The organism is Nonomuraea sp. WAC 01424, assembly GCF_003947315.1.
In the GTDB taxonomy this organism is placed as follows: domain Bacteria; phylum Actinomycetota; class Actinomycetes; order Streptosporangiales; family Streptosporangiaceae; genus Nonomuraea; species Nonomuraea spiralis.
The window spans coordinates 72671-85071 of record NZ_QHHZ01000004.1; the positions used below are offsets into that span (position 1 = coordinate 72671).

11 protein-coding genes and 1 riboswitch are annotated in these 12401 nt (G+C 71.8%); of the genes, 7 read left to right on the forward strand and 4 right to left on the reverse strand.

The features are described 5' to 3' along the window. Positions 1-84 precede the first annotated feature (84 nt). Together DMB42_RS12640 and DMB42_RS12645 are read left to right on the forward strand one after the other, a co-directional pair. On the forward strand, positions 85-858 hold the full coding sequence (locus tag DMB42_RS12640; protein ID WP_125634016.1) for an enoyl-CoA hydratase-related protein: 774 nt from the start codon (positions 85-87) through the stop codon (positions 856-858). Between the two features lie 49 nt (positions 859-907). Next, complete coding sequence (locus tag DMB42_RS12645; RefSeq protein ID WP_125634018.1) at positions 908-1465, forward strand: RICIN domain-containing protein; 558 nt, start codon at positions 908-910, stop codon at positions 1463-1465. A 20-nt stretch (positions 1466-1485) separates the two neighbouring features. Here the strand turns inward: DMB42_RS12645 and DMB42_RS12650 are convergent, their stop codons facing one another. Next, entirely contained in the window at positions 1486-2124 is a 639-nt protein-coding gene (locus tag DMB42_RS12650) for a TetR/AcrR family transcriptional regulator (RefSeq protein ID WP_125634020.1), read from the reverse strand. Positions 2125-2194: 70 nt separating this feature from the next. Here DMB42_RS12650 and DMB42_RS12655 point away from each other — a divergent pair, with 70 nt between their 5' ends. Continuing rightward, positions 2195-3727: an FAD-dependent monooxygenase gene (locus DMB42_RS12655; protein WP_125634022.1), complete on the forward strand. Its 1533-nt coding sequence runs from the start codon at positions 2195-2197 to the stop codon at positions 3725-3727. Positions 3728-3767: 40 nt separating this feature from the next. Here the strand turns inward: DMB42_RS12655 and DMB42_RS12660 are convergent, their stop codons facing one another. After that, positions 3768-4088: a multidrug efflux SMR transporter gene (locus DMB42_RS12660; protein ID WP_125634024.1), complete on the reverse strand. Its 321-nt coding sequence runs from the start codon at positions 4086-4088 to the stop codon at positions 3768-3770. Positions 4089-4090: 2 nt separating this feature from the next. Beyond that, the gene (locus DMB42_RS12665) at positions 4091-4738 is read right to left on the reverse strand and encodes an FMN-dependent NADH-azoreductase (RefSeq protein WP_125634026.1); all 648 of its coding nucleotides are present in this window, start codon (positions 4736-4738) and stop codon (positions 4091-4093) included. 110 nt (positions 4739-4848) lie between these two features. On the opposite strand from DMB42_RS12665, the gene DMB42_RS12670 reads away from it, so the two are divergent. Further along, on the forward strand, positions 4849-5463 hold the full coding sequence (locus DMB42_RS12670) for a TetR/AcrR family transcriptional regulator (protein WP_125634028.1): 615 nt from the start codon (positions 4849-4851) through the stop codon (positions 5461-5463). Positions 5464-5491: 28 nt separating this feature from the next. On the opposite strand, the gene DMB42_RS12675 is transcribed toward DMB42_RS12670, so the two are convergent. Next, positions 5492-6466: a hypothetical protein gene (locus tag DMB42_RS12675; protein WP_125634030.1), complete on the reverse strand. Its 975-nt coding sequence runs from the start codon at positions 6464-6466 to the stop codon at positions 5492-5494. A gap of 132 nt (positions 6467-6598) precedes the next feature. On the opposite strand from DMB42_RS12675, the gene DMB42_RS12680 reads away from it, so the two are divergent. The 3 genes from DMB42_RS12680 to DMB42_RS12690 all read left to right on the forward strand — a co-directional run bounded on the left by DMB42_RS12680 (position 6599) and on the right by DMB42_RS12690 (position 12401). After that, complete coding sequence (locus tag DMB42_RS12680) at positions 6599-8929, forward strand: DUF4132 domain-containing protein (RefSeq protein ID WP_125634032.1); 2331 nt, start codon at positions 6599-6601, stop codon at positions 8927-8929. A gap of 257 nt (positions 8930-9186) precedes the next feature. Beyond that, complete coding sequence (locus tag DMB42_RS12685) at positions 9187-9561, forward strand: hypothetical protein (protein WP_125634034.1); 375 nt, start codon at positions 9187-9189, stop codon at positions 9559-9561. 108 nt (positions 9562-9669) lie between these two features. Continuing rightward, positions 9670-9875: riboswitch (cobalamin riboswitch) on the forward strand. 132 nt (positions 9876-10007) lie between these two features. Beyond that, on the forward strand, positions 10008-12401 hold the full coding sequence (locus tag DMB42_RS12690) for a ribonucleoside-diphosphate reductase subunit alpha (protein WP_260477656.1): 2394 nt from the start codon (positions 10008-10010) through the stop codon (positions 12399-12401).

A 12401-nucleotide genomic window follows, 5' to 3' on the forward strand; every position in this document is an offset into this window, starting at 1 on the left:
TATCTAGGACAATAAGTGGATCGTCCTAATTTACGGCTTCTAGCCTGGTGCCTCCACCCCCGAGCGGAACGGAGCACCCCGCCCATGACCGTCCACCTCGACCGGGACGACCACCTCGTCACGCTCACCCTCGACCGGGAACACAAGCTCAACGCCCTCGACCACCCCACGATCGACGAGGTGCTCGCCGCGCTCGACCGGGTCGAGGCCGACGACTCCGTACGCGCGGTCGTCCTGACCGGCGCCGGGCGCAGGGCGTTCAGCGCGGGCGCCGACATCCCGTCGCTCGCGCGCAGCATCGAGGGCGGGACCGAACGCGCCCTGCGGGAGATCGTCCGGCGCGGGCAGGGGCTCACCCGGTGCATCGAGGAGTTCCCCAAACCCGTGATCGCCGCCGTCAACGGCCTGGCCTACGGCGGCGGCTGCGAGCTCGTCGAGGCCGCCCCGCTCGCGATCGCCGCCGAGCACGCCACGTTCGCCAAGCCCGAGATCGGCCTCGGCTTCCCGCCGCCGTTCGGCGGTTCGCAGCGGCTGCCGCGCCACGCCGGACGCAAGCGCGGCCTGGAGATGATCCTGACCGGCGACCCGATCCCGGCCCGTCGGGCCGCCGAACTCGGTCTCGTCAACGCCGTCGTGCCCGAGGGCGAACTCCTGGCCGCCGCGCGCGACCTGGCCGCGCGGATCACCCGGCACGCGCCCACCGCCGTGGCGGCCTGCCTACGGGCCGTCACCCGGGGCGTCAACCTGCCGATCGACGAAGGGCTCGCGGTCGAGGCGGCCTGCTTCGCCGCCACCGTCCCCACCGACGGCGTACGGCTCGGGCTGCGCCGCTTCCTCGACCGGGCCGCCGCCTGTTGAGTAGCCGGTACTCAGGCCGTACCGGGTCCGCGCGCGCACGCTTGGTCACATGAAGCCACACATCTTCCGTTCGACCGGGCTGCGCGCGGCAGCCGTCGTCGCACCGCTCCTCGTCCTCGGCGTCACCACCGCCCCGGCCGCCCCGGCGTCCGCCACGGCCGTCTGGGCCGCCTCGAACGTCCAGCTCGTGAACTGGCAGACCGGCAAGTGCCTGACCATCGCGGGTGGCGTCAGCACCGACAACAACGTCCACGCCGTCCAGTACACCTGCGACAGCCACCCCTCCCGCCGCTGGGACGTCTGGGGTTACTCCAGCGCGTACCTCCAGGTCAGGAACCGGCAGACCGGCAAGTGCCTGACCATCGCGGGCGGCGTCAGCACCGACAACAACGTCGTCGCCCTCCAGTACACCTGCGACACCCACCCCTCGCGCTACTGGGCGCTCGGCAACCGCGCCGGCCAGTACGTCGAGTTCCGGAACGTGCAGACCGGCAAATGCCTCACCATCGCCGGCGGGGTGAGCAGCGCCAACAACCTCGAGGCCGTCCAGTACACCTGCGACGGCCACCCGTCGCGGTACTGGGAGATCCGCGACTACCAGGGGTGACGCGGGGCCGGCCGGCGGCCTCACCTCCGGCCGGGCCCCCGGCCTTCCCGGACGCCCAGCAGCGGCAGCCACACCTCATCCACGATCTCGACGATCGACTCGTCCGGCGCCTTGCGCATCATGACGAGCATGTCGTGCCGCAGCAGGTCCAGCGGCAGGTTCACCACCCTGGGCGTACGCGGCAGGTCGGGCAGCTCGCCGCGTTCGACCGCGCGGGCCACGATCGTCTCGAAGGCGGTCGCGTGGCCCGGCGGCAGCAGGGAGTCGCGCAGCTCGGTGAGGCTGGTGCCGGTCTCGCGGAAGTAGTCGGCGAGCCGCACGCTCATCAGCGTGATCATGCCCGCGCGGTCGTCGCCGGCGTTGCGCAGGAACCCGATCGCGTCCTCGCGCAGGCTGCCGGTGTCGGGCACCTCGATCAGCCGCCAGAACTTGGTGAGGGTGGCCCGCAGCAGGTCGTCGCGCTGCGGCCAGCGCCGGTAGAGCACCGGGCGGCTGGTGCCGGCGCGGGCGGCGACCGCCTCGTAGGTGAAGCCGTGATAGCCGTGCTCGACCAGCACGTCCCAGGCGGCGTCGAGGATCGCGTCCGCCAGCGCGGCGCCGCGCCGGCGCGAGGCGCCCCCGGCGGTACGGCTCCCCGTCCCCTCGTGCTTGAGATTCACTTGCGTATCTTATCGCTCCGCCCTACGGTGGGCCACCGTTAGATACATTCGCGTACCTTAAGGAACGTTAGTGATCTTCGACGCCATCGTCGTCGGCGGCGGGCCCGCCGGTCTCTTCCTCGCCTGCGAGCTGCGTCTGGCCGGAGCCCGTCCGCTGGTCCTCGAACGACGCCCCGAGCCGGACCTGTCGGACAAGGCGCACGGCCTGGCCGGCCAGGTCGTACGGCTCCTGGACCACCGCGGCCTGTACGAACGCTGCGGAGGCCGCGGCGTGCCCGCGCCCGCGCCCGGGTTCTTCTTCGGCGGGATGCCGCTCCCGCTGCACACGCTCGGCGCGGACAACCCCATGTACCTCCTGCCCTGCGACCAGCGCGACCTGGAACGGGTCCTCGCCGAACGCGCGGCCGAACTCGGCGCGGACGTCCGGCGCGGCTGGGAGGTGATCTCCTTCGATCAGACCGACGACCAGGTGGACGTGCTGACCCGCGCCCCGGACGGCACCGAGACGACCCTCACGGCCCGCTACCTCGTCGGCTGCGACGGCGGCCACAGCCTGGTCAGGAAGCAGGCGGGCATCGCCTTCCCCGGCGTCAGCGACGACCATGTCGTCGACCGCTCGGCCCTAGTCGGCCCGAGCGACCACATCAGGATCCTGCCCGGCGGACGGGTGCACATCGACGGCCTCGGCGAGATCCCGGCGCATTTCCACCGTACCGACCGCGGCGTCTTCACCCTCCTGGCGCACGACCCGCGACGGCCGCTGATCAACACGGCCGAATGGGAGGACCACCCGGCGGGCGCCTTCCCGGGGCCGGGCGCGCCGATGACGCTGGCCGAGATGGAGAAGAGCGTCGAACGTGTCCTCGGCGTGCGCGTGCCCCTGACCGCGCCGCCCGAGGGCGCGCCCACGATGTTGCGCCGCCTGTCCGGGCGCAACACCCGGCTCGCCGAGCGCTACCGCGACGGCCGGGTCTTCCTCGCCGGCGACGCCGCGCAGGTGAGCCACGGCCCGACCCTGAACCTGGCCCTCCAGGACGCGGCCAACCTGGCCTGGAAGCTGGCCGCCACGCTGCGCGGCCACGCCCCCGAAGGGCTCCTGGACAGCTACGGGACCGAACGCCGCGCCTGCGCCGAACGGGTGGTCACGCACACCCTGGCCGCCACCGCCCTGCTGGCCCCCGGGGCCGAGGTCACCGCGCTGCGCAGCCTGTTCACCGAGCTCCTGGGCCGTACGGAGAACCTGCGCATGATCGCCGGCCTGATGGCGGGCGGCGACGTCCGCCACGACATGGGCGAGGAACGGCCCGCCGCGCCGACCGGCTGGTTCGTGCCGCCGCTGGACCTGGTCACCGGCGACGGGCGACCGCGGCGTCTGGCCGAGCTGCTGCGCGACGCCCGCCCGCTGCTCCTGGACCTGACCGGCGGCGACGCCCTCGCGGCCACCGCGCGGCCCTGGAACGACCGGGTGCGGCACGTGCCCGCGACCGCCGCCGGCGCCCCCGCGCCCGCGCTGCTCGTCCGGCCCGACGGCTACGTCGCCTGGGCCGGCGCGGACCCCGACGGCCTGGAGGCCGCCCTCACCCGCTGGTTCGGCCCACGCTGAAGGCCCCCTGGACGCGGATTCCGGAGTGACGTCGGCGCCGCTATTCGGGGCTGGTGATCCGGGCGAGGACGATCCCGCCCACGATCAGCGCCAGGGCGATCATCCGGCCCACCGACAGCGGGTCCTTGTGGACGACGACCCCGAGGGCGATCGCGCCGACCGCGCCGATGCCCGTGAACACCGCGTACGCGGTGCCGACCGGAAGGGTCTTCATCGAGTACGACAACAACCAGACCGCGGCCACCATGAGGACGAAGCAGAGCAGGGTGGGCAGCGGCTTGGTGAAGTTCTGGGTGGGTTTGATGCTCTGCGCCCAGGCGATCTCGATCAGCCCGGCCAGCCCGAGGATGAGCCAGTTCATCGTCAGAACTCCTTCCCCAGCCCGTGGGCGGTCCGCAGCGCGTCGGCGTACAGCTCGTCGTGCTTGTCGCGCAGGTGGGCGAGGTCCGGGTCGACGCGGGAGTTGGCCCACTCGGCGGCGACGACGGTGGTGTCCTCGACGGCGAAGTGGCCGGCGAAGAAGTCCCGCAGGTAGCGCTCCTGGTGGTCGAACTTCTCCTTGGGGGCGCCCGGCGAGTAGGCCCCGCCGCGCGCGGTGGCGACCACGAAACGCCGCCCGGCGAGGGACATCTTGGGGAAGGTCACCTGGTCGAGCCACGCCTTCAGCGACGAGGGGATCGAGTAGTTGTACATCGGGGTGGCGATCAGCACCACGTCCGCGGCCACCAGCTCGGACAGCAGCGGCTCGGTCACCGCCCAGGCGGCGGCCTGCTCCGGGGTGCGGACGGCCTCGTGGTAGCGGCCGATCTGGGTGATGCGGTTGGCCATGACGTAGTCGCACAGCTCGGTCCACGCCTCCCCGATGTGCGGCACGGGCTCGGCCGCCAGGTCGCGGTGGACGTAGGTCCCCTCGGGGTTCGAGGCCCGCCACGACTCGGCGAAGGCGTCGCCGATCTCGCGGCTGATCGAACGGCGGCGGGCGCTGGCGTCCAGGTGCAGCAGTGCGGGCATGAGGGGCTCCTTCGGTAAGTGGACATCACGTCCGGTTTGGTGTCGACGTGAACGTAGCAACTAAGTGGGCACGTTGTCCACTTAGCTGAGGGTCGGCTAGAGTCGCCGGCATGGAGTCCCGTACCGAGTTGCTCACCGGACGTCCCGTGGAGGAGGCGGGCCGCCCGCGCGAACGCGCCGACGCCGCCCGCAACCGCGCCAAGGTGCTCGCCGCGGCGGCCGAGCTGTTCGCCGCCCGCGACCCGCGCGGCGTGACGATGGACGACATCGCCAAGGCCGCGGGCGTGGGCCGGGGCACGCTCTACCGCCGCTACCCCGACACCGTGTCGATCGCCCAGGCGCTGCTGGACGAGCACGAACGCGCCCTCCAGGAGCGCCTGCTGCGCGGCGACCCGCCGCTCGGCCCCGGCGCGCCCCCCGGCGACCGGCTCGCCGCCTTCTACGCGGCGATGGTGGAACTGCTGGAGGAGCACATCTCACTCGTCCTCGGCGCCGAGCAGGGCGCGCTGCGCTACGCCACCGGCGCGTACGGGTTCTGGCGGGCGCACGTACGGGTGTTGCTGACCGAGGCGGGCATCCCGTGGCCCGAGGCGCTGGCCGACATCCTCCTCGCCCCGCTGAGCCCGGACGTCTACGCCGAACAGCGCAGGCAGAGCCTCACACCGGAGCAGATCACCGCGGCCCTGACCCGGCTGGCGCACGGCATCACCGACAGCACCGCGTAGGAGGGGGCAGGGCGCCCCGCCCGGGACGTCAGCCCCAGGCCGCCGCCTTGTCGTACGGATCGACGTTCTTGAAGGCCATCCCGATGATCTCGTCGATGTCGTCGTCCCCGTACGTGCCGGGGAAGGCGAGGCCGAGCCGGTCGAAGAGGGCGCGCACCTCGTCGGCGGTCGGCGCGTACGACAACGTCACCTCCTTGCTGAGCCGCATGTCGAGCGAGCGCGCCTGGCGGAGGCTGGCGTGCAGTTCGGTGGCCCAGCAGTCGAGCGCGAGGGCGTTCCCGGTGATCACCGTGGCGGGGAAGTCGGGCCCGCGCTGCGTGATGAACATGTGGCGGGAGGACAGCTCGTAGCGGAACGTCGAGGCGATCGAGGAGAACCCGATCTCGATGTCCAGCAGCTCGTAGCGCTGGTGGTGCCAGCAGGCCGAGAGCACGGTCGCGTACAGCTCCTTGCGGGTGCCGTCGCCGGTCCAGGTCGACTCCGGGCTGTCCGGGCTCAACGCCAGGCTCTGGTGCAGCCGGACGAAACGTTCGCAGAGCCCGAGGTCGTCCGGGTCCAGGATCTCCAGGCGGATCAGCAGCGCCCGCCGCCCCTGGCGGGCCTTGTCCAGGCATTCCGGCAGCGTCACCGCGCGCACGTACGCCCCGGTCGAGCCCTTGAAGATCCACCGGTCGGTGTCCCCGCGCGCCTCGGCCAGCACCCGGTTGAACTCCTCACCCTTGACCAGCCGGACGGCCGACTGCTCCTGAAGGAGGGAAGGCAGGAGGTCGATCTTGCGGTCGGCGGCCTGGACGGCCCGCTCGACGGTGTTCTCCGCCGACTCCGCGCGCATACGGCTGCGCAGCATGACGAACGCGAGCACGGCCAGCGTGGCCACCGTGGCGTTGCTGACGGCCTCCGCGGTGGCGATGCCCGCCACGTCCAGCACGCTCACGACGACCGCCACCGCCAGCGCGACGAGGATGTCGACGTTGACGCCGATCCAGGCAAGGATGCGTTTCACTGACCGTCCCATCCGGGGGGCAACGGGTGACACTCCGCATCATGAAGCAGAACCCACCCCCGCGCGAGAGCCCGATCACCCGGCCCGCCCGTACGACGGGAACTGTCGGCCCGGCCTGACATGCTTCCGGCCATGCGTCAACCACTCCCGAGCCCCGAGGTGGCGGCGGCGATCGAGGCCGCGCTCGCCGAAGCGGCCTGGATCACGCGGACGGCCGACCGCCGCCGCGTGGCGAGCCGGCTGTCCCAGGAGCGGGGCTTCGCCCGGCGGGCCGCCGCGGTCTGTCTGGCCCAGCCCGCGTTCGACGGTCACGCCAAGGAGCTGCGCCTGGCGCTCTCCGGCTGCGACGGGTGGACGGCGCCGGAGCTCGCCGCGTTCTTCACCGTCCTGGGGGAGCGGGGGCTCTGCTTCCGTGACGAGGAGTGGCTCGTGCTCGCGCTGGAGCCGGCGGCGGGCCTCGACGACAAAGGGCGCGCGACGGTCGGCGAACACCTGCGGCCGGTCATCGACGCGGTGTGCGAGGGCGGCATCGACGCCGGGGCCCGCCCCCGGCTCTATCGCCTGATCGGGCGCGTCTTCCGCACGGGCCCGGAGGCGATGCCCCTGGCGGCGCTGGTGCCCGTCGACGAGTGGGCCGTGGCGTTGCGCGACCGTCTCGGTGACGCGCCGCCGGAGGGCCTGGTGCGGCTCGTCCACCACCTCGCCGAGCTCGACAAGCCGCGGCCCACCCAGCGGTGGCGCGTACGCTGCCGCGAGCTGCTGCGCGCCGATGGCGCGGGCGACCTCGTACACGCCGCGATGCGCGCCTTCGGCGAGGACACCGAGCTACAGCGCCACTGGGGGACGGTCCGGTCGATCGTCTCCGACGTCAACGCCGACGTCGCCAGGGGGTTCGTCTGGGCGGTCGTCCTGCTGGAGGCCGACGACGCCGTGGCGGCGCTGTCGGAGCTCGTGCCGCGGGCCGCCGGAGTCCCGCGGGGGATGCGGGAGGACCTGAAGCTCGCCGGAGCCGCGATCAACGCGCTGGGCGACTGCGCCGACCCGGCCGCCGTGGGGGCGCTGTGGCGGCTGCGAGGGCTGATCAGGCACCGGGCGCTGCGCAAACAGATCGACATCGCGCTCGACGCCGCCGCCCGCCGCTCCGGCATCACGCCCGGCCAGTTGCTGGAACGCAGTATCCCCGACCACGGGCTCGCCGCCGACGGCACGCTGACGCGCGCCATCGGCGACTGGACCGCGGTGTTGTCCGTCGGGGACGCCATGACCGTACGGCTCGGCTTCCGGTCGCCGGACGGCGCGACGGTGCGTACCGTGCCCGCCGCGCTCAAGGACAGCGACGACCTGGCGGCGCTCAAGGCCGTGCGGAAGGAGATCCGCCAGACGCTCTCGGCCGAACGCGCCCGCCTGGAGTCGCTGTTCACCGCGGACCGGGCGTGGCCGTACGAGGAGTGGGCCCGCCACTACCGGGACCATCCGATCACCGGCGCGGTGACGCGCGGGCTGATCTGGCGGTCCGGCGGGCACGGCGTCCTGCCGGAGGAGGTCGGGCCCGGCTCGGAGGTCCGGTTGTGGCATCCCGCCCGCGCCTCCCTGGAGGAGATCGCCGCCTGGCGGGGGACGGTGACCGCGCGGCGGCTGCGGCAGCCGTTCAAGCAGGCGTACCGCGAGGTCTACCTGCTCACCCCGGCCGAGGAGCAGACGCGCGTCCACTCCGACCGCTTCGCCGCCCACATCGTCGACCACCCCCGCCTCTACGCGCTGCTCAGACAGCGCCAGTGGCGCACGACCTGGCTCGGCGCCTTCTACGACGGCCACGCCACCGAGGCGAAGAAGGAGCTGGCCGAAGGCGTCTGGCAGGTCGGCTTCCGTTACGAGAGCGCGCACGTCGAAGGCGGCGAGGTGGCGCTGGCCGCCACCGGCCCGATCCGCTTCGCCCGGCGGCAGGGGCGCGGGTTCGCGCAGGCGGAGCTGGCCGAGGTGCCACCACTGGTGTTCAGCGAGGCGATGCGCGACGCCGACCTCTTCGTGGCCCTCACCTCGATCGCCGCCGACCCCGACTGGCAGGACCGCGGCGAGGACGACCACCGGACCTACTGGCGCCACACCTCCACCGGCCCGCTGCCGCCGTCGGCCGAGGTGCGGCATGACGCGCTGGCCCGGCTGATCCCGCGTACGTCCATCGCCGACCGGCTCACCCTCGCCGACCGGTTCCTCGTGGTCCAGGGGGATCTGCGCATGTACAAGATCCATCTGGGCAGCGCGAACGTCCTGATGGACCCGGACGACGCCTACCTGTGCCTGGTCCCGGCCCGCAAACGCGATTCCCGGCTCTTCCTCCCCTTCGAGGAGGACGGGCAGTTGTCGCTCATCCTCAGCAAGGCGTTCCTGCTGGCCGCCGACAGCAAGATCACCGACGAGCACATTCTCCGCCAGATCGAGGGCACTCACCGAAACGCGGAGTGAACGGCGGGCCTGGTTCGTTTCCCGGGGTGCGGCGCGGCCGTTCCTTTGTCAGGAGGGGAAATGATGGCGGATCCGGATCCTGAGTTCTTCTTCGTCGGAGTGACGCCGGCCGCCCTTTTGCGGGTGAGCATGCTGGTGGAAAGCCATCTGGAGGCCGAGGTCGCCGGTGTTCGCTCGGGTGGTTCACCGTTTTGGCGTGCGATGGGAAAGGGCATTCTCGATCGCCTTGGGAGCGGTGTTCCCGCAGGTCGGGAGTCGTGCGTCGCTTCGCGGGCGTGGCCGATCTCGGGGAAATCGCCAAGAAAGTCGACTTCGCCGCGCTGCCGCCGGAGGAACGGGCGGCCTGGGCGAAAGTGCTGACCGTGCTGGAGAACCTCCGCGAGAACCGGCGCCGCGCGTCGAGAATCCGCACGCTCGCCGCGTTTGGGGAGGCCGAGAAACGCAAGCTGGAACGCCTGCACCGGCTGCGCGTCCCCTTGTTGTTCATCCCCGGCCTGGCCGTACTGGTGACGGAGTACCACCCTGTCCCGAACGCGGAAGGTGACCTGGCGCGGCCGCCCTGCCGTTCCGTCAAACGGGGGAGGCGGGGCACCGGTTTCCTCGCGCCGGCCATGGTGGTGAGCGGGGCGTGACGTCGTGGACGTTCGGTGTGGCGGCGGTCGTGCCCGATGGTCTCGGGGGTCGAGGCGGGTGTCCTTCAACACGACATGTTGGGTGTGACTTTTTGATCCGCCCTATATATGGTGTCCCCTGCAGCCGGTTCGGTCGCCCATCCAGGGCGGTCGAGGCAAGAGGGAACCTGGTGGAAATCCGGGACTGCCCCGCAGCGGTGAGTGGGAACGACCGCCGTCAGGCGCACTGGGCCAAGGGCCTGGGAAGCGACGGCCAGTAGGCAGCAGCGACATGCCCACGAGTCCGAAGACCTGCCGGCGCGCCGTGCACGATCATGCGTGCGCGGCTGCTCCGAGGCCGCGCGGGACGGCTGACGGCACCGGCGCGAGGGCTGTGCGGCGTCCTTGCCGGCGCCTCCTGCGCGTGTTCTCGGAGTACCTGACCGAGTTCACGAGGGGAGAGCGCAGTGACGGTCACCGGGGACCCATCGATCGACCTGGCCGAGACGGCGCGGGCGGACGGCGACAAGCGCGCACCGCGGCGCGTCCAGATGCAGGTGCGCAAGCGCAACGGCACCGCCGAGCCGGTCGACGTCAACAAGATCGTACGCGCGGTTGAACGCTGCGCGACCGATCTGACCGACATCGACCCGATGCGGGTGGCCACCAAGACGATCAGCGGGCTCTACGACGGGGCGACCACCTCCGAGCTGGACCGCCTGTCGATCCAGACCGCCGCCGAGATGATCGGTGAGGAGCCGCAGTACTCACGCCTGGCCGCGCGCCTGCTGGCCGGCTACGTCGACAAGGAGGTCCGCGGGCAGGGCGTGGCCTCCTTCAGCCAGGCGATCCGGCTGGGCCACGCCGAAGGGCTCATCGGCGACGAGACCGCCGCGTTCGTCGAAGCCAACGCCCGCAAGCTGGACGACGCCATCGACGCCACCGCCGACCTGCGCTTCGAGTACTTCGGCCTGCGCACGGTCTACGACCGCTACCTGCTGCGCCACCCGACCACCCGGCTGGTGGTCGAGACGCCGCAGTACTGGCTGCTGCGTGTGGCGTGCGGGCTGGCCGAGACGCCCGCCGAGGCCGTCGGGTTCTACCGGCTCATGTCGTCGCTGGCCTATCTGCCCAGCTCGCCGACGCTGTTCAACTCCGGTACGCGGCACACGCAGATGTCCTCCTGCTACCTGGTCGACTCGCCCCTGGACGAGATCGGCTCCATCTACGACCGCTACGCGCAGGTGGCCCAGCTGTCGAAGTTCGCCGGCGGGATCGGCATCTCCTGGTCGCGGGTGCGCTCGCGCGGCGCGCTGATCCGCGGCACGAACGGGCACTCCAACGGCATCGTCCCGTGGTTGCGCACGCTCGACGCGTCCGTGGCCGCGGTCAACCAGGGCGGCCGGCGCAAGGGCGCGGCCTGCGTCTACCTGGAGCCCTGGCACCCGGACGTCGAGGAGTTCCTGGAACTGCGCGACAACACCGGCGAGGACGCCCGCCGTACCCACAACCTCAACCTGGCCAACTGGATCCCCGACGAGTTCATGCGCCGCGTCGAGGCCGACGGCACGTGGTCGCTGTTCGACCCGGACGAGGTGCCGGAGCTGCCCGACCTGTGGGGCGAGGCGTTCGAGGAGGCCTACCGCGCCGCCGAGCCGGCGGGCCGGTACGTCCGCCAGGTCAAGGCCCGCGACCTGTACGCCAAGATGATGCGCACCCTCGCCCAGACCGGCAACGGCTGGATGACCTTCAAGGACGCCGCCAACCGCCTGTGCAACCAGGCGGCCGAGCCCGGCAACGTGGTGCACCTGTCCAACCTGTGCACCGAGATCATCGAGGTCTCCAGCGACGCCGAGACCGCGGTCTGCAACCTGGGCTCGGTCAACCTCGCCGCCCACGTGACCGGCGACGGCATCGACTGGGAACGCCTGCGCGCCACCGTACGGACCGCGGTGACCTTCCTGGACCGCGTGATCGACATCAACTACTACCCGAGCGAGCAGGCCGCGGCCAGCAACCCGCGCTGGCGTCCGGTCGGCCTCGGCGTGATGGGCCTCCAGGACGTGCTCTTCGCCCTGCGCCTGCCGTTCGACTCGGCCGAGGCCAAGGAGCTGTCCACCCGCGTCGCCGAGGAGATCTACCTGTCGGCGCTGGAGACCTCGGCCGGTCTCGCCGAGCGCTTCGGCGCCCACCCCGCCTACGACCAGACGTGGGCGGCGCGCGGCAGGCTCCAGCACGACCTGTGGGGGGAGAGCGGCACCCAGACCGAGCGGTGGGACGCGGTACGCGAGCGTGTCGCCGCGTACGGGCTGCGCAACTCGCTGCTGATCGCGATCGCGCCGACCGCCACCATCGCCTCGATCGTCGGCTGTTACGAGTGCATCGAGCCGCAGGTGTCCAACCTCTTCAAGCGCGAGACGCTGAGCGGCGAGTTCCTGCAGATCAACAACGCGCTGGTGGCCGAGCTGAAGTCGCGCGGACTGTGGACCGAGCGGGTCAGGGCCGCGATCAAGCAGGCCGAGGGCTCGGTGCAGGGCATCGCCGAACTGCCCGAGGACGTGCGCCGGCTGTTCCGCACCGCCTGGGAGCTGCCCCAGCGGGCGCTGATCGACATGGCCGCCGCGCGCTCGCCGTACATCGACCAGAGCCAGTCGCTCAACCTGTTCATGAGCGCGCCGACGATCGACAAGCTCTCCTCGATGTACCTGTACGCCTGGAAGTCCGGGCTGAAGACCACCTACTACCTGCGCTCGCGACCGGCCACCCGCATCCAGCAGGCCACCGTGCCCCTCGTGAACAAGTCCGAGGAGGCTCTGGTCTGCTCGCTGGAGAACCCCGAGTCCTGCGAGGCCTGCCAGTGA

Bases quoted from the DNA above. Each gene is read 5' to 3' on its own strand.
- DMB42_RS12640 (WP_125634016.1), top strand. From the start codon at position 85: ATGACCGTCCACCTCGACCGGGACGACCACCTCGTCACGCTCACCCTC.
- DMB42_RS12645 (WP_125634018.1), top strand. From the start codon at position 908: ATGAAGCCACACATCTTCCGTTCGACCGGGCTGCGCGCGGCAGCCGTC.
- DMB42_RS12660 (WP_125634024.1), bottom strand. From the start codon at position 4,088: ATGAACTGGCTCATCCTCGGGCTGGCCGGGCTGATCGAGATCGCCTGG.
- DMB42_RS12665 (WP_125634026.1), bottom strand. From the start codon at position 4,738: ATGCCCGCACTGCTGCACCTGGACGCCAGCGCCCGCCGCCGTTCGATC.
- DMB42_RS12670 (WP_125634028.1), top strand. From the start codon at position 4,849: ATGGAGTCCCGTACCGAGTTGCTCACCGGACGTCCCGTGGAGGAGGCG.
- DMB42_RS12680 (WP_125634032.1), top strand. From the start codon at position 6,599: ATGCGTCAACCACTCCCGAGCCCCGAGGTGGCGGCGGCGATCGAGGCC.